Here is a 25,448-nt window from a genome sequence, read left to right as displayed (position 1 = left end):
ATTCTTATTGAATGTCATTTTTTTATCTTTGAGCGGCTTTGCTGCGTGTTAAAATCTGTCGCCGTTGAAAATAGAGTTTTTCACGATCACGTAGTCGACATTGCGGATGGCTTCGAGTTTATTGCCGCCGGCGTAGGAGATGGAAGATTGCAGATCCTGCTCCATTTCAATCAGCGTGTCCTGCAGAGACCCTTTATGCTCGACATGCATTTTTTTGCCCTCTACATTTTTCTTTTCGCCTTTTTGAAATTCGGAAGCGGAGCCGAAATATTCTTTATAAAGCTTTCCGTCGATTTCGACCGTTTGTCCCGGTGATTCCTCGTGACCGGCGAATAATGATCCGATCATGACCATAGACGCGCCGAAACGGATGGACTTCGCAATATCCCCGTGCGTGCGGATGCCGCCGTCGGCAATGATCGGTTTGCTTGCCGCTTTTGCGCACCAGCGAAGCGCGGCTAATTGCCATCCGCCTGTTCCGAAGCCTGTTTTAATCTTTGTGATGCAGACTTTACCGGGGCCGATTCCCACCTTTGTCGCGTCAGCGCCGGCGCGTTCCAGCTCCCTTACGGCTTCAGGCGTCCCGACGTTCCCTGCAATGACAAAGCTTTCCGGAACATGTTCTTTAATAAATTGGATCATGCTGATCACGGCATTGGAATGACCGTGCGCGATATCGATGGTGATATAATCCGGCACAAGCTGCTGTGCTTTCAGCTCCCGAATGAATTCATAATCATTTTCCTTCACGCCGACACTGATGGAAGAAATCAGTCCGCGCGCTTTCATATCCTGAACAAAAGCCAGGCGTTTTTCCGGCTCGAAGCGGTGCATGATATAAAAATACCCGTTTTCCGCGAGCCAGGCAGCGATGTTTTCATCTATAACCGTCTGCATGTTGGCTGGCACGACCGGAAGTTTAAATGTGTGTCCGCCCAACGTAACTGATGTATCACATTCTGAACGGCTGTTCACAATGCATTTTGCGGGAATCAGCTGAATATCTTCGTAATCGAATACATTTTCCATACATAACACCCCTAAAAGCGAATAATAAAATTATATCAAAAATAAAACGTTCGTCTTTTTATAATGTACTTTGTTTTGTCAGGAATGTCAAATGATTTCATGCTGCCTTATATGCGGTCAGCTTGTCATCCAATTGCAGTTTGGTTATCATAGTAGTATTGATTGTTGTAAAACACTTGTCACGATAGATAGTTTTGCAGAGGAAGGGAGGGGCCGGTGTGGAAGAAAAACAGCCCGGGCACAGTCCGAAAGCCCAGAAAATTCAGGACCGGATTATTTTAGGCACGATTTGGGTCGTCTCAGCGCTTGTCATTGCGCTTGTTGTCGGAACTGTCATGAATTATATTTGGATGTTTAAATAAAAAAGAGTCTGTGCCGATATGACACAGACTCTTTTTTATATTATTTTTCAAACATGCTTGTAGAATGCAGAGGCTGGACGCGCGCTTTCGGGTCCATGTAAGCCTTCGCGTTGTTCACGGCTGTCGGAGCTTCGCCGAAACCGCTGGCAATCAGCTTGACTTTGCCTTCATATGTGCAGATATCTCCGGCGGCAAAGAAGCCTTCAATATTCGTTTCCATCGTGCTTTTGACGACGATGGAGTTTTTCTCGATTTCAAGGCCCCAGTTTTTAATCGGGCCGAGAGAAGAAACAAAGCCGTAGTTTACGATCAGGTCATCAATTTCAATGATTTCTTTGCGGTCGCCTTTCACTTCTTCAAGAACGATCTGTTCGATCCGGTCTTCACCGACAAGTTCAGTCGGAACAAACGGTGTCAGCACGTTGACTTTAGAATTGTGCAGGTTTTCTACACTGTGTTCATGCGCGCGGAATTTATCGCGGCGGTGGATGATGCTGACTTCTTTCGCGATCGGCTCAAGCATGAGCGCCCAGTCAACCGCGGAATCGCCGCCGCCCAAAACGGCAACGCGTCTGCCTGCGAATTGATTGAGGTCGTCAATGAAGTAGTGAAGGTTTTTGCCTTCATATTGCTCCGCTGATTCAAGCTCAAGCTTTCTCGGCTTAAACGCACCGTTTCCTGCGGTGATAATAACCGTTTTTGAATAGTGCGTTTCTGAATTTGTGACAAGCTTAAACACACCGTCCGCCTGTTTTTCAACAGATTCGACAGCCTGCTCTAAGCAGATGGTCTGCTCGAACTTTGCCATTTGCTCTTTTAAGTTGTCCACAAGTTCTTGGGCGCGGATTTTCGGGAATCCGGCTACATCATAAATATATTTTTCAGGGTACAGCGCGCTGAGCTGGCCGCCAAGCTGAGGCAGGCTCTCGATGATTTTAACGCTTGCCTGTCTCATTCCCCCGTAAAAAGCGGTAAACAGGCCGACCGGGCCGCCGCCGATGACCGTAATATCATAAACCTTTGAATCCTCTTGCATACCAAATTGCCTCCTAATTGAAAATTGTTATTAATTATAACATACAAATTGAAAGAATGACGAGTGCCGAAAACCGCCAGGCCGCTTCATTCTTGAAAAAAATCGCGGCCGCCGCTAAGATGGGGACAAATTCCATTCTGTTTTTTCCTGAATGTTTTCCGACTCTTCCGGATAGTATGGTGATATGCAGACATGTGCGGTTTTCTAAAAAATTTATAATTCATTTCATAAAATCCCGCCAATAAGCTGAAGCTAATACAAATGTTGATTTGATTATGCGTCTAACAGCAAAAAAAAGAAGGTGGATGTGATGGCATTGAATAAACCCAAAATCGTGGTTTTAGGTGCAGGTTATGGTGGATTAATGACAGTAACAAGGCTTCCGAAACATATCGGGACAAATGACGCCGACATTACTTTGGTCAATAAACACAATTATCATTATGAAACGACATGGATGCATGAAGCGAGCGCAGGAACGCTGCACCATGACCGCTGCAGATATCAAATAAAAGATGTAATCAATGAATCACGTGTCAAATTTGTGCAGGATACCGTAAAAGCGATAGATGTTCAAAATAAAAAGGTGACGCTTTCACAAGGGGACATCCCTTATGATTATCTCGTCATCGGGCTTGGCGCAGTCCCTGAAACATTCGGGATTAAAGGTTTAAAAGAATTCGCCTTTCCGATCGCAAATATTAATACGTCGCGCCAGCTGAAAGACCACATTGAGCTCCAATTTGCGACATACAATACGGAGGCCGAAAAACGCCCTGACCGTTTAACCATCGTCGTCGGCGGAGCGGGATTTACGGGAATTGAATTTCTCGGAGAACTCGCGAACCGCAAGCCGGAGTTATGCAGAAATTATGATATAGATGAAAGTCTCGTCCGGATCGTCTGCGTCGAGGCCGCACCGACGGTTTTGCCGGGATTTGATCCGGAGCTTGTCGATTATGCCGTTCAATACCTTGAGAGCAAGGGCGTTGAGTTTAAAATCGGCACCGCGGTTCAAGAATGCCGCGCTGACGGTGTCACAGTCGGCAAGAAAGATGAAGAGCCAGAGGAAATCAAATCGCAGACCGTAGTCTGGGCCGCAGGCGTGCGCGGACATCCGATCGTGGAGGAAGCGGGTTTTGAAAATATGCGCGGCCGTGTTAAGGTCAATCCTGATCTTCGGGCGCCCGGCCACGATAACGTTTTTATTCTCGGCGACAGCTCGCTCTTTATTAATGAAGAGACGGAACGGCCGTACCCGCCGACTGCTCAGATCGCGATGCAGCAAGGAGAAACAGTCGCCAAAAACCTGGGCCGTTTGATTAAAGGAGGCCAGCTTGAAGAGTTCAAGCCCGACATTAAAGGGACCGTCGCCTCTCTTGGTGAACATAACGCGGTCGGTGTCGTATACGGCAGGAAGCTCAAAGGCACGCCGGCGTCCTTTATGAAAAAGGTAATTGACAACCGCTCGTTATTTATGATTGGCGGACTCGGTCTGACATTGAAAAAAGGGAAGTTTAAATTCTTCTGAAAACCCGCGGCCGCGGGTTTTTTCTTCTCTCAAAAAAGAGCGCTGCGAAAAGCATGTAAGAGAAAAAAACGAATGTTTCCGCTTACATGAGTTGATTTGTTACATATTCTGACTTGGTGCTTGACAAGTAAATATGGTATATTATCAGAAAATTAAGAAAAAGGGTGATCCGCATGAAAACGACAGCAAAAAGCACTGCGGCATGTCCGTTCTGCTCAGGAAAAGGGTATTTTCAATTGCTTCTTGGCGGCTCCGAAACATGTCCCTCCTGCCGGGGAAGCGGCAAAGAGAGACGCTGATTTTTCCAGACGTTGACTTTTTTACCGCCCCCGAGGTACACTGAAAGTGCTGTAGGGGGTGGATGTTTGTGATTAGTTTGCCGGTCGTCCTGATCTCAATCGTACTATTTTTTGTACTGTTTTTCGGCATTGGCTTTCTGTTGAACATGCTGCTGAGAATGTCGTGGATTATGGCTGTTATCTATCCGATTGTATGCCTTTTCATTATCAGCAATAAAAAGATGATCAGTTACGTGCAGGCACCGGGGGAATCATTTCAAAGCCTGTTTCAGCGCATCATGTCATTGGCAGCCGCAGATGTCGTGATTTTGGCAGGCGGACTGGCGGGAGCCGTCATGTCAGGCATTGCCATAAAGGCGCTCAGAAAAAGAGGATATCAAATGTTTTAAGCCGCTTTCTTATTCAAGAAAGCTTTTTTTGTGTTTGTATAGCGCCTCATCGAGTTGGGAACACTGACTCGGAGGAGAGGTGATTTTAGAGTGACGATAATCAGACGCGTATTCATGATCGTGCTCTTTTTAGGCGCATGCCATGCGACATACTTTTCCATAACGGGTGTTGAAGCAAAGGATCTGTCAAATTGGATGACGGAACATCGCGGTGCCGCGTTGAAAAACATCGGTATTCCGTTTCAGTCATTACAGAATCAGCCGGAAAAGAAGGCATCAGGCAAGGTGAAACCCCTGGAAGAAGCTTTTGACTGGAACCGTTATCCGTCTCAAAAGGTGACGGCCACAGGTTATACCGCCGGAGCGGAATCTACGGGAAAATCTCCTGGGCATCCGCAATACGGAATTACATATTCAGGCGTGAAGGTCAAACGTGATTTATATTCAACGGTGGCGGCCGATCCGTCTGTTTTCCCGATCGGGACGATTCTGTTTATACCGAATTACGGATACGGGGTTGTCGCCGATACCGGTTCGAAAATTAAAGGCAGCCGCCTTGATCTCTACTTTGACACCGTAAAGGACGTCTATAACAACTGGGGTAAAAAAACACTTGAAGTCTACATCATTAAAAAAGGGAACGGCACGGTGACCGAGGACGAACTTGTAAAGCTGAACGAAACAAAGTCGCTGCAAGTGTTCAGAAACCAATACAAAACGGTAAAAGAATAAAAACGCTTCAGCATCCGCTGAAGCGTTTTTTACATAAAGAAATAATCTAAAATCAGAGTCAGCACAATACCGGTGACGCCGCCGAAGAACACTTCGATCGGCTGATGGCCGAGCAATTCTTTCAGTTTTTTCTGTTTTTCTTTCTCTTCCGCTTTCGGAAAGTCCTTCGCTTCGCTGACAAACCGGTTAAAATCGATAACCAGCTTATTAATGACCGTCGCCTGTTCACCCGCATGCCGCCTTACACCGGTAGCGTCAAACATCGTAATGACGGCGAAAATCGCGGCGACTGCAAACAGGGGGGAGTCCAGTCCCTGTTCCAAAGCGACTCCGGTTGACAGCGCGGTGACGGCGGCGGAATGGGAACTCGGCATGCCGCCGGTGCTCGTCACGAGAGTCCAGTCAAGTTTTTTGGATACGATAAATTGAATAGGCACTTTTACAACTTGGGCAAAAATAATGGCGGCAAAACTCGCCAGTAAAGGAAAATTCATAAGTACACCCATATGCGACATCCTTTCTGTATCTGCGAAGTCCGATCGTATCGAAAAACTGCAGAAAACGCCCTTAGTTTGGTAAAATAAAATCAATGGAAAAATGTTTTTTCATTATACCACTTTACATAACAAATACCCACATAAGGAGTGTGTACTCATGTTTTATGCATCTGATCAATTGCGGCATCCCGAAACACTTGTCATCGGTCTTTTTCAAAAAAGCACGCTGAGCGGATTTACGAAGGAATTGGATGATAAACTGGACGGACATCTGACACAGCTGTTAAAGGACGGTGATGTCTCTGCCAAACGCAATCGTGTATCAAAAGTATACCCCCCGGCCGCAACCGGTATGAAACGTATTTATTTTATCGGCATGGGAAGGGAAGCGGATTATTCGTTTGAAGATACGAAGGAATGCTTCGCACGCGTGTTTCAGCAGATTCATCAAGATAAGAAACAGGAAGTATCTGTTTTGCTTGATACATTCGTCTCCGGCGAAGTGCCTGCCGCCGATGCCGCTCATGCGCTTTCGGAAAGCTGTCTGCTTGCGGTTTATGAAGTGCAGGATTATAAACATAAATCAAATGAACCGGATCAGGAACTGACTTCAGTCTGCGCCGTGACCGAAGAAGACCTGAGGGAAGTGCAGGCCGGCCTGAATGTCGGCGCGGCATACGGTCAAGGGACGAATTCGGCCCGCACGCTCGTGAATATGCCGGGAAATATGCTGACGGCCACTGATCTTGCCTCATATGCCGCTGAACTTGCGGCAAAATATGATTTCGAGTGTGAAATTTTAGAAAAAGATGAAATGGAAGAGCTCGGCATGGGCGGGCTGCTTGCCGTTAACAAGGGCTCATCCGAACCGCCGAAAATGATCGTTCTGAAGTATCAGGGCAAAGATCAGTGGGAAGATGTCATCGGCCTGGTCGGCAAAGGAATTACCTTTGATACGGGCGGATATTCGATTAAACCGAAAACTGGCATCGTTGGCATGAAAAGCGATATGGGCGGGGCCGCTTCCGTACTGGGAGCAATGGAAATTATCGGCGAATTGCGGCCTGAACAAAACGTGCTTGCCGTCATTCCGTCTACGGACAACATGATTTCGTCCGATGCCATGAAGCCGGATGACGTCATCGTCTCACTCAGCGGAAAAACCATTGAAATCCTGAACACCGATGCGGAAGGGCGCCTCGTGCTTGCCGACGGCATTACATATGCCAAGCAGCACGGAGCTTCGGTCCTCGTAGACGTCGCCACATTAACGGGCGGTGTCATTGTCGCCTTAGGAAACGAAATGACGGGCGCCATGACCAATAACGCCGCGTTTTATGAACAGGTGGCAGAATCGGCGAAAGAATCCGGGGAACCGATCTGGCAGCTTCCGATAACAGAAAAGGATAAAAAACGGGTGAGAAACAGTCAGATGGCTGATTTGAACAATTCTCCCGGAAGAGAAGGCCATGCGATTATGGCGGGGACATTCCTTGGTGAATTTGCGGAAAACACCCCGTGGGTTCATCTCGATATCGCGGGAACCGCGACAGCCAATAAAGCGACATGCTTCGGACCTGCCGGCGCAACAGGCGTCATGGCAAGGACGTTGGCTGTTTTGACTGAACGGTTTACTCCAGAAAAATAACTGCAGCCCGCTGCCTTGATGCAGCGGGTTGTTCATTTCTAAAATCTTTAGTTGACTAAAGCGCAGAATATATGTTAACTTTAATTATCTACTACATTAGCAAACTAAAGGATTTTTGGAGGGACATATCACATGAACGCTGTTGTTGTCGCAGTACTGCTTATGCTCGTTTTAAGCCTGCTGCGTGTCAATATAATTATAGCTTTAATGATCGGAGCGCTTGCCGGCGGACTGACCGGAGGCTTAGGCCTCGGTGAGACGGTGAAGGCATTTACGGACGGTCTCGGCGGAAATGCCACCGTCGCGGTCAGCTACGCGCTGCTCGGAGCATTTGCTGCGGCGCTGACAAAGACGGGGCTTCCCGATGCGATGGTCGAAGCGTCTGTCAAATTAATCGGAAAAAAGGAAGATTCGCGGAAAAAAGCACTGTCTAAAGTGTTAATCGTACTCATTATTTTAATCATATCTTGTTTCTCGCAAAACGTGGTGCCCGTTCACATTGCGTTTATTCCGGTACTGATTCCGCCGCTTTTAAAAATATTTAATGAATTGGAAATGGACCGCAGGCTGATTGCGTGTGTGATGACATTCGGACTGACTGCGCCGTATATTGTTCTGCCTGTCGGGTTCGGACAGATTTTCCAGGGGATGCTGAGAGATAATATGGCGTCAGCAGGTTTAAAGGTGCCGCTCAGTGATATCCCGTATGCTTTAATCATTCCGACGGCGGGGATGGCAGTCGGTTTAATTTTAGCTGTCATCGTCTTTCGGAAACCGAAGAAATATGAGACGAAGGAAATTGCGGGATTATCGTCTTCTCCTTATACGAAAAAAAGCATCGCCATCGCCCTGATCTCCATTGGCGTATCGCTTGCCGTTCAGCTCTATCTGTCTCAGGTGCTCGGAGTGGAAGGCATGATCATGGGCGCGCTTGCCGGCTTGTTTACGCTGTTTATCAGCGGAGTCATGAAGCGCAATGAAGCGGATAAGCTGATTACGGACGGCATGATTCTGATGGCCTTTATCGGGTTTGTCATGCTCGTTGCGGCCGGTTTTTCAAATGTATTGAACAAAACGGGTGATGTGGCTTCCTTGGTCAAAGCATCAACAGGATTGATCGGCAACAGCCAATCATTGGGCGCACTCCTGATGCTCGTCGTCGGTTTGTTAATCACGATGGGAATCGGATCGTCATTTGCAACCGTACCCGTCATTACGACGATATTTGTTCCGCTGTGCGCTCAGCTCGGTTTCAGCCCAATGGCGACGATCGCCGTAATCGGAGCGGCCGCTGCGGTCGGTGATGCAGGTTCTCCTGCAAGTGACAGTACGCTCGGACCGACGTCAGGCCTCAGTGCCGACGGCCAGCACCACCACATATGGGATACGTGCGTACCGACATTTATTTTCTATAACATTCCGCTTGTGATATTCGGCTGGATTGCCGCACTTGTCCTGTAAAAAAAGGCTCCCGGAAAGGGGAGCCTTTTTTTGTATGTTCTAAAAATACTTACGCAGGATTTCGATTGAACCCCGTCGCTTTATGAACGGACCTGTAAACGGCAGGCGCGATAGATGCCAATAACAGTGCTAAAATGATATCTTTTATGAAAAACCAAATCATATAAAACCAGGCCATTCCGTAGCTGATCGGAGCATGAAGCCATAATTTCAGCGCAATATACGTATAGGTCGTGCCAATGATATAGATGACGGCGGTGCCGATCAAAGAGGCCCATGCATAATGCAGGCGGCCGGGTTCTTTTGTTTTTTCCAGCAGCCATCCGGCTGCAAATGCCGCCGGGATGTAGGCGAGAATAAATCCGCCGCTTTTTCCGATAAACGGCGCAAAGCCTGCTGAGAATTGAGCGAAAATAGGAGCCCCCGCGAGTCCGGCCAATGCGTATACCGTCATCGCAATGGCCGCCCGTCTTGCGCCGAGAAGCATCGCAGCTAACAGACAAAAGAAAGGCTGCAGTGATAACGGAATTCCCGCAACTTGCAAAAAGGGAGCCATTGATGTAATGTTGGCGCCGACGGCCATCAGTGCGGCAAACATGCCGATAAGCGCCATATCGCCCGCGCGAAGATTGCGTTGTTTCATTTGATTTTCCCCCTTACACTTGTACCAGATTAGCTTAATCGAAGGAAAATTAATTGTCAACACGAATTTTATATAGGTTTACTAAATGGAGGGAGCCATATGTTTTTCGGAAAAACGAAACAAACAAGGCAGTCGGATCGGATTCCGCCAAATCAAAATGTCACAACGAAGTTTCCCGTGCTTCACGCCGGAAATGTTCCTTATTATGAAGATATGTCAAAATGGAATCTGCAGGTGTACGGGCTTGTGGACCGTCCTATGCTGTTAAGCTTTGAAGATATCAAAGCCTTTCCGAAAGCCGAATTGAAAAATGACATTCATTGCGTTACGGGCTGGTCCCGACTTGATAACGTCTGGCAGGGAATACGCGCGAAAGATATCGCCGAGAAAGCGGGCGTGCATGAAGAAGCGGGTTTCGTCATTTTGCACGCTGAAGAGGGCTGGACGGCCAATCTGCCGCTTTCCGATTTTACGCGGGAGACATCCCTGCTGGCATATGCGCATAATGGAGAGCCGTTAACGCCGGAGCACGGCTATCCGCTCAGAGGCGTTTTTCCTCATCTTTATTTTTGGAAAAGCGCTAAATGGCTGCGCGGCATTCAGTTCACAAAGGAAAACCACCCCGGCTTTTGGGAGAAAAACGGCTATCATATGAGGGGAGACCCATGGAAGAATCAGCGCTTTACATGGGATTAAGCACATATCAACATATAGTTCTTAGGTACCTTATTAGAATAAGGTGCTTTTTTTATATCAAAAATCCATTGACTTTGTTTGGCAAAAAACCTATTATTTGAGGTGTCTTTTGATATTGAAAATCATTATCAATGAGAATAGATAAAGCAATTGTCACAGAGGGGATGAACTCATAATGGACGGAAATCAAACAAAGCGGGGTTCCGCGCCGGCCGGTCGATATGCGATGCCGGGCACAGAAGTAAGAGAAGTGCGTTCAAAAGGAGGCCGTACGTATCGTCTCTTTGTCTCTTTTCCTCAGGAAGAACCGCCTGCATCCGGTTTTCCCGTCATATACCTGCTCGATGCGAATTCCGTGTTCGGAACAATGGCTGAAGCTTTACGGGTGCAAAGCCGCCGGCCTGAAAAAACAGGCGTTGTCCCGGCGGTGATTGTGGGAATCGGCTATCCGACTGATCAGCCGTTTTCCGCCGAACGCCACAGTGATTTTACGATGCCGCTCTCTGAATCAGAACTGCCGGTGCATCCGCGCGGGGCGGCGTGGCCCGAGCAGGGAGGAGCGGAAGCGTTTCTGGCATTTATAGAAAAAGAAGTAAAGCCCGCGGTGGAGCGGGATTATCCGATCGACAGAGACAGGCAGACGATTTTCGGCCATTCGCTGGGCGGTCTTTTTGTGCTGCAAGTGCTTTTGACGAGGCCGGACATGTTCCGGACCTATGTTGCCGGGAGTCCGTCAATCCATTGGAACAAGCGCTTTATTCAGGAAGAAGCGGAGCGTTTGTCAGACCGGATCTCTGAGGGAAATCTTCAAGTCAGCGTACTGCTGGCAGCGGGAGAAATTGAAAAGACGCATAAAAGCAGGATTCCGCAGCACGCAGAGGCGCTGTACTCTGTATTATCTGCGTTTGAAGGTGACGGAGTCCGCGCTGAATACTGCGAGTTTGAAGGAGAAGGCCATATCTCTGTTCTGCCGGTTTTAATCAGCAGAGCCCTGCGTTTCTGCCTGAATCCGGGAGGGCCGCATACCCCGTATTCCCCTTCTTGAGAAAACAGGCCCTTCGAACTAAATGAGGCTGATTCTAATTTTCTAATTGACTGAGTGTTTTGATTTGGATATGATTGTCTTGAACCATAATTGATAATGATAATCATTATCAATAGAGAAAGGGAATGATAATATGACCGCATTGGGAATGAAAGGGAAAACGGCGGTTGTCACCGGCGCCGCTCAAGGCATCGGAGAAGCAACAGCGCTTGCCCTTGCTGAACAAGGAGTAAATGTGGCAGCTATAGATACGAATGAAGGCCTGCTTCTCGGTCTTACTGACAGGCTCCGGCAAAAAGGCGTCCAAGCGCAGGCTTTTGCCGCAGATGTATCAGACAGTGCGGCTGTCAATGATATCATCGCCGCCGTTGAACACGACATGGGCCCTATTGAAATATTGGCGAACGTTGCGGGCGTACTGCGGCCGGGTCCGGTGCATTCCCTCAGTGATGAAGATTGGGCTCAAACATTTTCAGTTAATACGACCGGCGTGTTTCATGTATCACGCGCCGTCAGCCGGTACATGATGGAGCGGAAAAAGGGCGCCATCGTTACGGTCGGTTCAAACGCGGCCGGCGTTCCGCGCGCTTCCATGGCGGCTTATGCGGCGTCAAAAGCGGCTGCCGTCATGTTTACGAAATGCCTTGGACTGGAGCTTTCGGCCTATCATATCCGCTGCAACATCGTATCTCCCGGTTCAACGGAAACCGAGATGCAGCGGGCGATGTGGCAGGATGAAAACGGAGCACGGGACGTCATCAGAGGTTCGCTTGATACATATAAAACGGGAATTCCGCTTCAAAAGCTGGCAAAGCCTTCTGATATTGCAAATGCTGTTTTGTTTCTGGCCTCTGAACAGGCAAACCATATCACGATGCATGACTTATGCGTTGATGGCGGCGCTACTTTAGGCGTGTGATTTACGAGAAGGAGGGACAAACATGACAAATCAATATTTATTGACGGAAGTATCTGCAAAAGAGGTGCTTGACGCTTACAAGCCCGGGGCGTTCTTTTTAGCTTCCCCGAAAAGTACGATGCTTGCGGAAGGAATTTTTTCAAAAGTGCCTGATGCGGGTGAGGAGAAACAGCTGGAATCGCTGCCTGAACGTGTGCGGCAGACGCTTCTTGAGGCAAAGCAGGCCGGCATCAAACATCCGATTGCGGCTGGCGCCATTCCGTTTGACGGAAGAAAAGCTTCCCGGCTTTTTGTACCGAAGGATGTCCATACGGCAGGCCCGCTTTCGTTTACAGAAGCTTCCGCAGAAAAACCGCAATCCAATACATATGACATCCGGCCTGTTCCGGAGCCTGAGGGCTTCATGAGCGGTGTGGAAAAAGGCGTTTTAAGCATTACGGACGGACCGCTCAGCAAGATTGTGCTGTCAAGGACGCTTCATCTGACCGCTGAAAAGGATATAGACATTCCCCAAGCCGTCAAGCATTTGGCGCAGCACAACCCGCGCGGCTATACATTCGCTGCGGATGTGACGGGAACGTCAGAAACAAGAAAAACGCTTTTCGGAGCAAGTCCTGAACTGCTGCTGTCGAAAAGCGGGACATCAATTTTGTCCAATCCGCTGGCTGGTTCCAGACCGCGCAGCACAGATCCCGCCGAGGATCAGAGAAGAGCGGAGGAACTGCTGCAATCACCCAAAGACCTGCATGAACATGCCGTAGTCGTTGCCGCCGTTGCCGCTGCTCTTAAACCGTTCTGCCGCGTGCTTGATGTGCCGGAAAAACCGTCACTCATTAAAACCGAGGCGATGTGGCACCTGTCAACCGAAGTCAAGGGAGAACTTGCTGATCCGTCAACGACATCGCTTGAATTGGCCATCGCTCTTCATCCGACTCCCGCTGTATGCGGAACGCCGACGGATGCGGCGAGAGAAGCGATTCAGGATATTGAGCCGTTTGACCGCAATTTCTACACGGGAATGGCAGGCTGGTGTGATGCTGAAGGTGATGGAGAGTGGATTATTGCACTCCGCTGCGCCGAGGCGGAAACAAGGTCTCTCAGGCTCTTTGCGGGTGCCGGGATTGTCACCGGATCAAAGCCGCAGGATGAATTGGACGAGACTTCGGCAAAATTCCGCACAATGCTCCGGGCGATGGGGCTATATCAAGATGAGATGTGAAAAAGGAGGATACGGATCGTGCTGACAGGATTTACGCCATGGCCGGAAGAATGGGCTGACAAATACCGCAAAGAAGGCTGCTGGAAGGGTGAAACTTTCGGAGGAATTCTGAAGGAGCGCGCGGCTTTATATGGAAATCAAACTGCCGTGACGTATAAAGATGTACATTGGACCTATAAAGAATTAGATGAAAGGGCCGATCGTTTAGCGGCGGGACTGCACAAGCTCGGGATTCAAAAGGAAGACCGCGTTGTTGTTCAGCTGCCGAATATCGCTGAGTTTTTTGAAGTGATTTTCGCGCTGTTCCGGCTCGGAGCGCTCCCCGTCTTCGCACTGCCTTCTCATAGAAGCAGTGAGATTACGTATTTCTGCGAGTTTGCAGAGGCGAAAGCATACATCATTCCTGATACGCATTCAGGCTTTGATTACAGAGAGCTTGCCAGACAGGTGAAAGATAAACTTCCGGCTTTGGCGCATGTCATTGTGGCCGGCGAGGCTGAAGAGTTTCTGGAACTGAGCAGCCTGCACAGAGAGCCTGTTCAGCTGGAAGACGTAAGCCCGGCGGAAGTCGCTTTTTTACAGCTTTCAGGAGGCAGTACGGGGCTGTCCAAGCTGATTCCGAGGACACATGATGATTACATATACAGCTTGCGCCTCAGCGCGGAAATATGCGGCTTGGATCATCACAGCGTTTATTTAGCCGCTTTGCCGACAGCGCATAATTATCCGCTCAGCTCACCCGGTGTGCTGGGAACTTTATATGCCGGGGGCCGGGTTGTTCTGTCACCGACGCCGAGTCCGGATGACTGCTTCCCGTTAATTGAAAAAGAACGTGTCACGATTACGGCGCTCGTCCCGCCGCTTGCCATGGTGTGGATGGAAGCATCTGGATCGCGAAGTGATGATTTATCAAGCCTTCAAGTGCTGCAGGTGGGAGGCGCCAAATTCAGCGCTGAAGCGGCCCGCCGCGTGAAGAGCGCTTTCGGATGCACCCTTCAGCAGGTTTTCGGAATGGCGGAAGGATTAGTGAATTATACGAGACTGGATGATCCTGAGGAGATTATTATCAATACGCAAGGCAGACCGATGTCACCATTTGATGAAGTGAGGGTTTTAGACGATGACGGGCGGAATGTGGCTCCCGGCGAAACCGGACATTTGTTTACACGCGGTCCTTACACGATTCACGGATATTATAAAGCGCCTGAGCATAATGCGAGATCTTTCACAGCCGACGGCTTTTATCAGACCGGCGATATCGTCAAACTGACGGAAGACGGTTATATTGTCGTCGAAGGACGGGCGAAAGATCAAATCAATCGGGGAGGCGAAAAGATTGCTGCTGAAGAGGTGGAAAATCACCTTCTTGCCCACCCTGCCGTTCATGATGCGGCCATGGTATCAATGCCGGATGATTTTCTCGGAGAGCGGTCCTGTGTGTTCGTCATTCCGAAAGGAGAAGCGCCGAAACCGGGAGAGCTGAAAGCATTTTTGCGTGAGCGCGGACTGGCGGCCTATAAAATTCCCGACCGGATTGAATTTACCGCTTCTTTCCCGAAAACCGGCGTCGGCAAGGTCAGCAAAAAGGACCTTCGCGAAACGATCGCCCAAAAATTGAAGCCTGCTGAAATCAAACAATCTTAAAAAAGGAAGTGTTTACATTGGCTATACCGGCTATTCCCGCATATGCGCTGCCGACAGCGTCAGATATGCCTGAAAATAAAGTATCGTGGACTCTGAACCCGAACCGCGCGGTGCTTTTAATCCATGACATGCAGAATTATTTCGTCGATGCGTTTACGAAAGGGGAGGCTCCGATCACGGAGGCGGCTCAGAATATCAAAAAAATAAAAGAGCAATGCAAAGCGCTCGGAATTCCGGTGGTGTACACCGCGCAGCCTGGCAGCCAAGACCTGGCGGACCGTGCGCTGCTGACGGATTTTTGGGGGCCGGGACTCAAAAGCGGGCCTTATGAGGAAAAGATCATTCCGGAACTTGCCCCTGATGATCAGGACATTGTCCTCACAAAGTGGAGATACAGCGCGTTTAAACGGACGAATCTCCTTGACATCATGCGTGAAAGCGGCAGGGACCAGCTCATGATTACGGGAATTTATGCACACATCGGCTGCCTCGTCACAGCCTGTGAAGCATTTATGGATGATATCCAAAGCTTCTTTATCGGAGACGCCGTTGCTGATTTTTCTTCAGAAAAACATAAGATGGCCATCGAATATGCGTCCCAGCGCTGTGCTTACACGGCTTTGACAAACGAAGTGCTGGAGCTCTTGGCAGGCTCTGCTGACGGAGAAGAGAAGACTTCAGCCGCATTGACAAAAGAACGGATGAGGGAGCAAATTGCGGCGATTCTTCAAGAATCACCGTCTGATATTCTGGATCAGGAAGACCTGCTGGATAGAGGCCTTGACTCTGTCAGAATCATGAGCCTTGTCGAACAATGGCGCCGTGACGGAGCTGAAGTGACGTTTGTGGAACTGGCGGAGAATCCGACGCTGGAAGAGTGGTGGAGACTGCTTTCTTCCCGATCTCAAAAAGTCTTGCCGAACGCAGATTATTTATAAGGGAGAGAATAGAATGCATGAAACACAACAGCTGCCTCTGACAGGCGCACAGGCCGGTATCTGGTTTGCGCAGCAGCTTGATCCTGATAATCCGATTTACAATACAGGCGAGTACGTTGAGATTAACGGCACAATTGATGTGAACATATTTAAAACGGCTGTTGAGCGCGTGCTGACGGAAGCCGCGTCATTACACGCCCGCTTCACAGAAGGAACTGACGGGCCGAGACAGATCATCAATCCTTCTTGTGAGGTGGCAATCGATGTCATGGATGTGAGCGCAGAACCTGATCCGATGCAGGCCGCTCTCAGAATCATGCAGTCGGATTTGGCTGAGCCCGTTGATATGGCGGCTGGGCCTTTGTTCCGCGACATTTTATTCGAAGCCGGGCCGGAACGCTTTTTCTGGTATCAGCGCATTCACCACATTGCGATAGACGGCTACGGTTTTTCACTGCTGGCACGGCGTACGGCGCAATTATACACCGCGATACGGGAGGGACGTCCGGATAACGGGCGCTCCTTCGGTTCTTTGGAGGAGCTGGTAAAAGAAGATCAAGAGTACCGAGCGTCTGATCAATTTCTGAAAGATCGGGAATTTTGGATGGAGAAATTTGCGGATGAACCTGATGTCGTCAGCTTGGCAGAAAGAGCGCCGAGAACGTCAACAAGTTTTCGGAGGAGCACGGCTTATCTTTCTGAAACGGTTTTACAGCATGTAAAAGCGATTCCAAACTGGCACGAGGCCGTAACGGCCGCAGTGGCGATATACGTCCACCGGATGACAAACGCCGGGGATATCGTGCTCGGTTTACCGATGATGGGACGAATTGGTTCGATTTCACTGAATATTCCGAGTATGACGATGAATCTTCTGCCTTTACGGCTTTCTCTCCGCCCGGATATGAATGTTCACGAGACCGTCAGCCAAGTGGCAAAAGAAATCCGAAGCATCCGGCGCCATCAGAAATACCGCCATGAAGACCTGCGCCGTGACCTTAAATTGTTAGGAGAAAACCGCAGGCTGTTCGGCCCGCAAGTCAATGTGATGCCGTTTGATTATGCGCTTGATTTCGCCGGAGTGCCGGGCACCGTCCATAACTTATCAGCGGGGCCCGTTGATGATTTGTCAATTAACGTTTACGACAGAGCGGACGGCCGCGGATTGCGTGTGGACTTTGATGCGAATCCGGAAGTCTACAGTGCCGAAGATATCGAAAACCATCAAAAACGCTTCTTGCTGCTGCTGGAGTCGGCTCTGAAAGACCAGACGCAAAAAATCGGCAGACTCAATCTTCTGCTTGAAAACGAACGTCTCCGCGTGCTGGAAAGCTGGAATGACACGCGCAAGGCCGAAAAGCAGAAAAGTCTCCCGGAGCTGTTTCATGATCAGGCTGCAAAAACACCTGACAGCCCGGCAATCATCACGGAAAACGGAGAGCTCAGCTATGCCGAATTGAACAGGCGCGCGAACCAGCTTGCCCGCATGTTAAAGAAAAAAGGGCTCGGGCCGGAACAATTTGCCGCCTTATTGCTTCCTCGGTCACAGGAACTGGTTGTGAGCATGCTGGCCGTTTTGAAAACAGGAGCCGCGTACCTGCCGCTTGATCCTGATTTTCCTTCTGAGCGGATCACATACATGCTCAAAGATGCACAGCCCGCCTGTCTGATTACAACGATGGAATTATCGGGCCGTATGCCGGAGGAAAGCGATGCACAAACGATTATTCTTGATCACCCGGATACGGTAAAAACCGTTGCCGGTCAAAATGCTGACTGTCCTGCTCACATGGAATATTCACCTATGCACCCTGCTTATATCATTTATACCTCAGGCTCAACGGGCAGACCGAAAGGCGTTGTCGTCACATTAAAAAGCGTAAGCAATTTCCTCCTATCCATGTGGGAAATGTTCCCGCTCGGCGCACAAGACCGCCTGCTTGCCGTTACGACTGCTGCGTTTGATATTTCCGGACTTGAGCTCTTCCTTCCGCTTATCAGCGGGGCGGGCTGCGTCATTGCCCGTAAAGAGACGATTCAGGAACCGCAGGCGCTTGCACACATGATTCACTCATACGGTATTTCAATCATGCAGGCAACGCCGACACTGTGGCATTCATTGGTCACAAATGAACCGGATTCACTCCGGGCGCTGCAGGTGCTTGTCGGAGGTGAAGCGCTTCCGAATGCGCTTATGCATGCTCTGCTTGAATTGGACTGTACGGTGACGAATCTGTACGGGCCGACTGAAACAACAATCTGGTCGGCAGCACAGCCGCTTGCAAAAGGCCATAAAGGGGCGCCTCCGATTGGAACGCCGATTTGGAACACGCGGGTATACGTGCTGGACGCCGCATTGCAGCTCGTCCCGCCGGGGGTTGCGGGCGAGCTTTATATCGCGGGCGAAGGACTTGCCAGAGGATATTATAACCGGCCTGATTTAACAGCCGAGAGGTTCATTGCCGATCCGTACGGGTCAGCAGGTGCGAGGATGTACAGGACGGGAGATCTTGTGCGCTGGCGTAAGGACGGCTCTCTTGATTATATCAGCAGAGCCGATCATCAAATTAAAATTCGCGGCTTCCGGATAGAATTAGGAGAAATTGAGACGGTGCTGTCGAACTATCCGGGTATTTTGCAGGCCGCTGTCATTGTCCGTGAAGATCAGCCGGGAGACAAGCGGCTGGCGGCTTATGCTGTCGCGGATCATCCCCTTGATATCGGCGGGCTCCGTGCATTTATGGGCGAAAGCCTGCCGGATTATATGGTGCCGGGCGCGTTTGTACAGCTGGAAGAATTGCCGCTGACACCGAATAAGAAGCTCGATCGCAGCGCTCTGCCTGCGCCGGATTTTTCCGCCGTTCTGTCTGACAGAGGGCCGCGGACGCCGCAGGAAGAAATATTATGCGATCTGTTTGCCGAGGTTCTCGGCCTCGCTCGGGTCGGAATTGATGACGGATTCTTTGAACTGGGCGGACATTCACTCTTAGCCGGACGCCTGATGAGCCGGATTCGGGAGACGATGGGCGCAGAGCTCGGCATTGGCCGCCTGTTTGATACACCGACCGTTACCGGGCTCGCCGCGCAGCTTGACACCGCAAAGAGTGCGCGCCCTAAGCTCAAGCCTTTTGACCGGCCGGAGCACATCCCGCTGTCATTTGCGCAGCTGCGTTTGTGGTTCCTTTACTGCCTTGAAGGTCCGAGCCCGACTTACAACATTCCGGTGATTGTCCGCATGTCAGGAAACCTTAACCAGTCAGCGCTGAAACACGCTTTTTACGATGTTGTCAGCCGTCATGAAAGCCTGCGCACCGTTTTTCCGGAAAATAAGGGATCATCTCATCAGCTCATTTTACCCGCTGAAGAAGCCCGGCCTGCGTTTACAGTGACACATGCAGACAAAAGTGAGCTTCAAGACATGATTGCCGCTGCAGCACGCTACCGGTTTGATTTGGCAAAAGAGCCGGCCGTCCGGGCTGAGCTGTTTGATCTTGGTGACGGTGAGTATACGCTGATGGTTCTCCTGCATCACATCGCAGGTGACGGCTGGTCCTTGAATCCGCTCATGCGTGACTTATCCGCAGCCTATACCGCCCGTCAAACAGGCGAAAAAGCAGAATGGACACCCCTGCCGATTCAATACGCGGATTATGCGCTCTGGCAGCAGCAGCTTTTAGGCAGTGTGTCTGATTCTGAGAGCTTAATAGCACGGCAGCTTGATTTTTGGAAGAAAACGCTTGAACATGTGCCGGATCAGCTGGAGCTGCCGTCTGATTTTCCGCGTCCCGCCGAATCAAGCTACAGAGGCGGCGTCATTCCGGTCAAAATCGGTCAGGAGCTTCACAGCCGTCTCCTCTCGCTAGCCAGAAATCAGCGCGTCAGTCTGTTTATGGTGCTTCAATCAGGGCTTTCGGCGCTGCTGACCCGGCTCGGGGCAGGAACCGATATTCCGATCGGCAGTCCGATAGCCGGCCGCAGTGATGACGCATTGGGCGATCTTGTGGGCATGTTCATCAATACACTGGTACTGAGAACCGATACCTCAGGCGATCCAAGCTTTAGTGAGCTTCTTGAGAGGGTGCGGGAGATGAATCTCGCGGCATATGAAAATCAGGACGTGCCGTTTGAACGTCTCGTGGAAGAATTGAATCCGGTTCGTTCCCGCTCAAGACATCCGCTGTTCCAAGTGATGCTCGCATTCCAAAATACGCCTGATCCTGTGCTCAGCCTTCCGGAAATGGAAACAAGCCTGCAAATCAGCAGCGTCGGAGCGTCCAAGTTTGATTTGACACTTGAATTGGCTGAACGGCGCCATGACGACGGCACGCCTGCCGGTATTGAAGGCCTGCTGGAATTCAGCACGGACTTATTTAAAAAAGAAACGGCTGAGGCACTTGCGGGACGTCTGCTTCTTCTGCTCGAAGATGCTGCGGCGGACCCGGATAAGCCGATCGGAAGCTTAACCATTCTTTCCGATGAAGAGCGCCGAAAGCTGTTGCCGGTTAAACGGACTGCACAGCACATTCAGCCTCAGCAGACACTGCCTGAACTGTTTGAAATACAGGCCGCTGAAAAACCTGATGAAACGGCAGCAGTATTTGAAGAGCGCCGACTCACTTACAAAGAGCTGAATCAAAGGGCTAATCAGCTTGCGCATATGATGATTGCCCGCGGCGTCGGCCCGGAGCAGTTTGTCGCGCTGGCTCTGCCTCGCTCTTTAGATATGATTGTCGGGCTGTTAGCCGTCCTGAAGACGGGAGCCGCGTATTTGCCGCTTGATCCTGATTATCCGGCGGACCGCATCGCTTTTATGTTACATGATGCCAAGCCCGTATATATGCTCACCAACCGTGAAGGCTCAAGTAAGCTCTCTGTCGGAAGCGGTATGCCCGCCTTCATCTTAGATGACCCGCAGAATAAAAAAATACTTGAGCAATATGCCGTCACGAACCCTGCGGATGCCGACCGGCTTTGTCCGCTGTCGCCGCTTCACCCGGCATACGTCATTTACACGTCGGGATCGACCGGTGTGCCGAAAGGCGTCATCATTCCGCACAGCAATGTCATCCGGCTGTTTGAGTCGACGCAGCACTGGTATCACTTCGATTCTGATGATGTATGGACGATGTTTCACTCTTACGCGTTCGATTTTTCTGTCTGGGAAATTTGGGGGCCGTTGCTTCACGGCGGACGTCTCGTCGTCGTGCCGCATGACACCAGCAGATCTCCGGAAGCGTTTCTGCATCTCCTCGTAAAAGAGCGAGTGACCGTGCTTAATCAAACGCCGTCAGCATTTTACCAGCTGATGCATGCGGAAAAAGAAAACAAAGAGCTGGGGCGTCAGCTCGCACTCAGATATATCATCTTCGGCGGCGAGGCGCTTGAGCTGAGCCGGCTTGAGGACTGGTACAGACGCCACCCGGATAATAAACCCGTGCTCGTGAATATGTACGGCATTACGGAAACGACGGTGCACGTCAGTTATCTTGAATTAGATAAAAACATTGCCGAACTGAAGGCAAACAGCCTCATCGGCTGCGGTATTCCTGACCTGAACGTATATGTGCTTGATGATCGGCTGGAGCCTGTGCCTCCGGGCATAACGGGCGAAATGTATGTTGCCGGAGGTGGCGTGGCCCGCGGTTACTTAGGGCGTCAAAGCCTGACCGCGGAACGCTTTGTGGCTGATCCGTACGGCCCGCCGGGAACAAGGATGTACAGGACGGGGGACTTAGCCCGTCTGCGGCCGGACGGTTCGCTTGATTATATGGGCAGGGCGGACCACCAGATTAAAATCCGCGGGTTCCGAATTGAACTGGGCGAAATCGAAGCGGTTCTCGTCAAACATCCGGGTGTCGAGGACGCTGCCGTGGTCGTTCGTGAAGATCTGCCGGGAGATAAACGGCTCGCCGCTTACCTTGTCCTTTCTGATCTCAGTACCTTGGATACGGGGGACATGCGCCGGTTTGCCGGAGAAAGCCTGCCGGATTACATGGTGCCGTCGGCTTTTGTCCAAATGGATGAACTGCCGCTGACCCCGAATGGCAAGCTTGACCGAAAAGCGCTCCCTGCGCCTGACTTCCAAATGGAGGTCTCCGGCCGGGGGCCGAGAACCCCGCAGGAAGAAATACTGTGTGAACTGTTCGCAGAGGTGCTTCACCTCCCGCGTGTCGGTATTGATGACAGGTTCTTTGATTTAGGCGGCCATTCTTTACTTGCGGTTCATTTAATGAGCCGTATTCGGGAAGCGACGGGGGCTGAGCTGAGTATCGGAACATTATTCGAAGCTCCTACTGTGGCAAGCCTTGCTGAAAGGCTTGAGACGGGCACGGGCACAAGCGCGCTTGATGTTCTGCTTCCGCTCAGAACGGCGGGAGAAGAAACACCGCTCTTCTGTGTCCATCCGGCCGGGGGTCTCAGCTGGTGTTATGCCGGGCTGATGTCTTCTTTAGAAGCTGATTATCCGATTTACGGCTTACAGGCGAGAGGCATCGGGAAAAAAGAAGCGCTTCCGCAAAGCTTAGATGACATGGCGGCGGATTATATTGAAAAAATCCGCACCGTGCAGCCGAAAGGGCCGTACCGTCTGCTGGGCTGGTCACTCGGAGGAAATGTCATTCAGGCCATGGCGACACAATTACAGAGCCGGGGCGAAGAGGTTTCCCTCTTGGTGATGCTTGATGCGTACCCGAATCATTTTCTTCCGATAAAAAATGCGCCTGATGATGAGGAAGCCGTCATTGCCCTGCTTGCCCTTGGAGGGTACGACCCGGACAGCCTCGGGGATCAGCCGCTTGATTTTGATACCGCGCTGACCATTCTCCGCCGTGAGGGAAGCGCATTAGCCAGCCTGGATGAGTCAGTGATGATGAATTTGAAAGACACATACGTTAATTCTGTCGGTCTGTTAGGAACATACAAGCCGAAGCCGTTCCATGGAGATGTTCTGTTCTTCAGATCCGCGATTATTCCCGAGTGGTTTGACCCCATTGAACCGGATACTTGGAAACCGTATATTACGGGGAAAATCGAGCGGTATGACTTAGACTGCCGCCATAAAGATATGTGCCAGCCGGGCCCGCTTGCCGAAATCGGCGCGATTCTGGCGGAGAAATTAAACGGACGGCGTACAGTCCGGTAAAGAAAGGAATGAGCTGATATGACAAATCCATTTGAACGGGAAGACGGCTTATATCATGTGCTCGTCAATGCTGAAGGCCAGTACTCGCTGTGGCCGGCCTATCTGGATGTGCCGGACGGGTGGGAAACCCGCCTGACAAATGAAAACCGTTCCGTTTGTCTCGAATATATTGAAACAAACTGGCGTGACATGAGGCCTGAAAGCCTGAAACGGGCTGAACCCGCTAAGATGTAATAAAAAAAAGCCTGCCGTTGATTCGGCAGGCTTTTTATGCGGAAATCAGCTGTTAAGCTGTGTGTGATCACAAAATTTATAAGGGTGGCCTTCTTCATTCGTGCACCATGACTGAGACAGAAAAGCCAAAAAGACCGCGGCCCACTGGTCTGCAAACTGGATTAAAATACCGCCGTCATGCCACGTTCCGTTATCCTTCTTCCAGCGTGTATCAATTGGATTTCCCTGATTCATATGAATATTATGCATGCCGTTTGTCGGTTTGAACCCGAAAATCTTATCAGCGTCCTGCTCCGGCCCGAATTTAGAGCCGTAAATATAGACGGTGGCTTTTTCTGTTTTTGCTTTTTGCATATACGTTTCAATAAAATCATTTAAGTCATTATCCGGACCGGTGACTTCATGCGGGAGCGGCACCATGTTCCGGGGATCAAACAATCCGCCGCGGACGTAATCCAGCGCCAGCTCACGGCTGGTTTCATCAATTGGGGTGTATCCATACGGTATGTTGGGCAGCAGGGTGATCGCGCTTGCGTCAAAATGATCGCGCGCCGCATACAGAACCTCTGATTCTTTTGAACTTGACATGACATTGATCGCACAGCGATAGTGCGTATCAGGCTCGCCTAGCACCTCGACTTGAAAATGCGGAGAATCATCATCTGTTTCCCTTCTCATATCTAACACAGTGCCTTTTAATACACCATAGTGCTGAACAGCCATATGAATCCTCCTTTTTCTTCCGGGATATGAATTGATATTCGAGATCGGAGGCCGTTTTTCCTTTTACGAGAAAGAAAAAAAGGACAGCCTGCTGATCAGGCCGTCCTCTTCATATCTATTAAGCTTTTGCAGCTGAACCTCGCATCGCTTTTTCAGCAGGCACATAGTCATAGCCTAAGTCTTTGGCTACCGCTTCATACGTGACGTGTCCGTTAGCCGTATTCAGGCCGGCTTTAAGCGCCGGGCTGTCTGCAATGGCTTTTGCCGCGCCTTTATTGGCGATTTCAAGCGCGTAAGGAACGGTCACATTCGTTAATGCGAGCGTAGATGTACGCGGTACGGCGCCAGGCATATTGGCGACAGCATAATGAACGACGCCGTGTTTTTCATAAGTCGGATTATCGTGTGTTGTAATATGATCAACGGTTTCCACAATGCCGCCCTGATCGATGGCAACATCAACAATGACGGAACCCGGTTTCATTTGTTTAACCATTTCTTCCGTAACGAGGGTCGGCGCTTTGGCTCCCGGGATGAGCACGGCACAGATCAGAAGATCCGCTTCCGCGACGGAGTCTGCAATATTTACAGGGTTTGAGATCAATGTTTTAATCTGATGCCCGAAAATATCATCAAGCTGACGCAGGCGGTCTGCGTTCAAGTCGATCATCGTCACATCGGCACCGAGTCCGACAGCCATTTTCGCGGCATTTGTTCCGACGCCGCCTCCTCCGATGATCGTGACTTTTCCGCGGGATACACCCGGTACGCCGGCTAATAAAATTCCTTTTCCGCCCTTTGGTTTTTCAAGGAACTGAGCTCCGATTTGAGCGGCCATTCTGCCGGCCACTTCAGACATCGGCGTAAGCAGCGGAAGTGAACGTCCGTCCGTTACCGTTTCGTACGCAATAGCTGTCACGCCTTTTTCTGTAAGCGCTTTAGCTAATTCCGGCTCTGCGGCTAAATGAAGGTAAGTGAATAAGATCAGGCCTTGACGGAAATACGCATACTCCTCAGCCAGCGGTTCTTTTACCTTCATGACCATTTCTGCATCCCAAACTTGCTTTCTGTCCTCCAGAATTTCCGCGCCTGCGGATACATAATCTTCATTTGTAAAGCCGCTTCCGAGTCCTGCTCCGGATTCCACAAGAACCCGATGGCCGTTTCCGATAAGCTGTGAAACGCCTCCAGGTGTTAATGACACTCGATTTTCATTGTTTTTGATTTCCTTTGGAACCCCGATAATCATGTCTGTTTCCCCC

General features: G+C 50.3%; 21 protein-coding genes. 15 read left to right on the top strand and 6 right to left on the bottom strand.

What is annotated here, in order from left to right; translation table 11 throughout:
* Window positions 1-48: 48 nt before the first annotated feature.
* Window positions 49-1,029 (bottom strand): GMP reductase, encoded by a 981-nt coding sequence (gene guaC / locus ACW5MY_RS14775; RefSeq protein ID WP_013353436.1) that lies wholly within the window; start codon window positions 1,027-1,029, stop codon window positions 49-51.
* A gap of 218 nt (window positions 1,030-1,247) precedes the next feature.
* Here guaC and ACW5MY_RS14770 point away from each other — a divergent pair, with 218 nt between their 5' ends.
* Window positions 1,248-1,391: a hypothetical protein gene (locus ACW5MY_RS14770; protein ID WP_013353435.1), complete on the top strand. Its 144-nt coding sequence runs from the start codon at window positions 1,248-1,250 to the stop codon at window positions 1,389-1,391.
* A 40-nt stretch (window positions 1,392-1,431) separates the two neighbouring features.
* On the opposite strand, the gene yumC is transcribed toward ACW5MY_RS14770, so the two are convergent.
* Window positions 1,432-2,427, bottom strand: coding sequence for a ferredoxin--NADP reductase 2 (yumC, locus tag ACW5MY_RS14765; protein ID WP_013353434.1), 996 nt, complete (start codon window positions 2,425-2,427; stop codon window positions 1,432-1,434).
* Between the two features lie 310 nt (window positions 2,428-2,737).
* Here yumC and ACW5MY_RS14760 point away from each other — a divergent pair, with 310 nt between their 5' ends.
* From ACW5MY_RS14760 to ACW5MY_RS14745, 4 genes are all read left to right on the top strand, one after another.
* Window positions 2,738-3,958, top strand: a complete 1,221-nt coding sequence (locus ACW5MY_RS14760; protein WP_013353433.1) for an NAD(P)/FAD-dependent oxidoreductase — start codon at window positions 2,738-2,740, stop codon at window positions 3,956-3,958.
* Window positions 3,959-4,131: 173 nt separating this feature from the next.
* Window positions 4,132-4,257, top strand: coding sequence for a YuiA family protein (locus ACW5MY_RS14755; RefSeq protein WP_013353432.1), 126 nt, complete (start codon window positions 4,132-4,134; stop codon window positions 4,255-4,257).
* A 68-nt stretch (window positions 4,258-4,325) separates the two neighbouring features.
* Window positions 4,326-4,646 (top strand): YuiB family protein, encoded by a 321-nt coding sequence (locus ACW5MY_RS14750; protein ID WP_014470918.1) that lies wholly within the window; start codon window positions 4,326-4,328, stop codon window positions 4,644-4,646.
* A 90-nt stretch (window positions 4,647-4,736) separates the two neighbouring features.
* Window positions 4,737-5,378 (top strand): 3D domain-containing protein, encoded by a 642-nt coding sequence (locus ACW5MY_RS14745; RefSeq protein WP_013353430.1) that lies wholly within the window; start codon window positions 4,737-4,739, stop codon window positions 5,376-5,378.
* Between the two features lie 29 nt (window positions 5,379-5,407).
* On the opposite strand, the gene ACW5MY_RS14740 is transcribed toward ACW5MY_RS14745, so the two are convergent.
* Entirely contained in the window at window positions 5,408-5,884 is a 477-nt protein-coding gene (locus ACW5MY_RS14740; RefSeq protein ID WP_013353429.1) for a divergent PAP2 family protein, read from the bottom strand.
* Between the two features lie 148 nt (window positions 5,885-6,032).
* Here ACW5MY_RS14740 and ACW5MY_RS14735 point away from each other — a divergent pair, with 148 nt between their 5' ends.
* Window positions 6,033-7,523 (top strand): leucyl aminopeptidase, encoded by a 1,491-nt coding sequence (locus ACW5MY_RS14735; protein WP_013353428.1) that lies wholly within the window; start codon window positions 6,033-6,035, stop codon window positions 7,521-7,523.
* A 132-nt stretch (window positions 7,524-7,655) separates the two neighbouring features.
* On the top strand, window positions 7,656-8,984 hold the full coding sequence (locus ACW5MY_RS14730; protein ID WP_013353427.1) for a Na+/H+ antiporter NhaC family protein: 1,329 nt from the start codon (window positions 7,656-7,658) through the stop codon (window positions 8,982-8,984).
* A 49-nt stretch (window positions 8,985-9,033) separates the two neighbouring features.
* Here the strand turns inward: ACW5MY_RS14730 and ACW5MY_RS14725 are convergent, their stop codons facing one another.
* The gene (locus ACW5MY_RS14725; protein WP_013353426.1) at window positions 9,034-9,627 is read right to left on the bottom strand and encodes a biotin transporter BioY; all 594 of its coding nucleotides are present in this window, start codon (window positions 9,625-9,627) and stop codon (window positions 9,034-9,036) included.
* Between the two features lie 99 nt (window positions 9,628-9,726).
* Between ACW5MY_RS14725 and ACW5MY_RS14720 the strand changes: the two genes are divergently transcribed.
* The 8 genes from ACW5MY_RS14720 (at window position 9,727) to ACW5MY_RS14685 (ending at window position 23,463) form a co-directional block, all read left to right on the top strand.
* Entirely contained in the window at window positions 9,727-10,323 is a 597-nt protein-coding gene (locus ACW5MY_RS14720; protein ID WP_013353425.1) for a sulfite oxidase-like oxidoreductase, read from the top strand.
* Between the two features lie 175 nt (window positions 10,324-10,498).
* Complete coding sequence (locus ACW5MY_RS14715; RefSeq protein WP_013353424.1) at window positions 10,499-11,368, top strand: alpha/beta hydrolase; 870 nt, start codon at window positions 10,499-10,501, stop codon at window positions 11,366-11,368.
* A 133-nt stretch (window positions 11,369-11,501) separates the two neighbouring features.
* Window positions 11,502-12,287 (top strand): 2,3-dihydro-2,3-dihydroxybenzoate dehydrogenase, encoded by a 786-nt coding sequence (locus tag ACW5MY_RS14710; RefSeq protein ID WP_013353423.1) that lies wholly within the window; start codon window positions 11,502-11,504, stop codon window positions 12,285-12,287.
* A gap of 22 nt (window positions 12,288-12,309) precedes the next feature.
* Window positions 12,310-13,506: an isochorismate synthase DhbC gene (dhbC, locus tag ACW5MY_RS14705; protein WP_013353422.1), complete on the top strand. Its 1,197-nt coding sequence runs from the start codon at window positions 12,310-12,312 to the stop codon at window positions 13,504-13,506.
* Between the two features lie 18 nt (window positions 13,507-13,524).
* Window positions 13,525-15,150, top strand: coding sequence for a (2,3-dihydroxybenzoyl)adenylate synthase (locus ACW5MY_RS14700; RefSeq protein ID WP_013353421.1), 1,626 nt, complete (start codon window positions 13,525-13,527; stop codon window positions 15,148-15,150).
* Between the two features lie 17 nt (window positions 15,151-15,167).
* The gene (locus ACW5MY_RS14695; protein WP_013353420.1) at window positions 15,168-16,088 is read left to right on the top strand and encodes an isochorismatase; all 921 of its coding nucleotides are present in this window, start codon (window positions 15,168-15,170) and stop codon (window positions 16,086-16,088) included.
* 13 nt (window positions 16,089-16,101) lie between these two features.
* Window positions 16,102-23,229, top strand: a complete 7,128-nt coding sequence (locus ACW5MY_RS14690) for an amino acid adenylation domain-containing protein (protein WP_014472203.1) — start codon at window positions 16,102-16,104, stop codon at window positions 23,227-23,229.
* Window positions 23,230-23,247: 18 nt separating this feature from the next.
* Window positions 23,248-23,463, top strand: coding sequence for an MbtH family protein (locus ACW5MY_RS14685; protein WP_013353418.1), 216 nt, complete (start codon window positions 23,248-23,250; stop codon window positions 23,461-23,463).
* A gap of 45 nt (window positions 23,464-23,508) precedes the next feature.
* Here the strand turns inward: ACW5MY_RS14685 and ACW5MY_RS14680 are convergent, their stop codons facing one another.
* On the bottom strand, window positions 23,509-24,186 hold the full coding sequence (locus ACW5MY_RS14680; RefSeq protein WP_013353417.1) for a YukJ family protein: 678 nt from the start codon (window positions 24,184-24,186) through the stop codon (window positions 23,509-23,511).
* 118 nt (window positions 24,187-24,304) lie between these two features.
* The gene (gene ald, locus ACW5MY_RS14675) at window positions 24,305-25,435 is read right to left on the bottom strand and encodes an alanine dehydrogenase (RefSeq protein ID WP_013353416.1); all 1,131 of its coding nucleotides are present in this window, start codon (window positions 25,433-25,435) and stop codon (window positions 24,305-24,307) included.
* Window positions 25,436-25,448 lie beyond the last annotated feature (13 nt).

It is taken from the genome of Bacillus sp. Bwzl_19 (assembly GCF_054900515.1).
The sequence above is the reverse complement of the archived record's forward strand: the minus strand, read 5'-3'. Positions and strand labels throughout refer to the sequence as shown.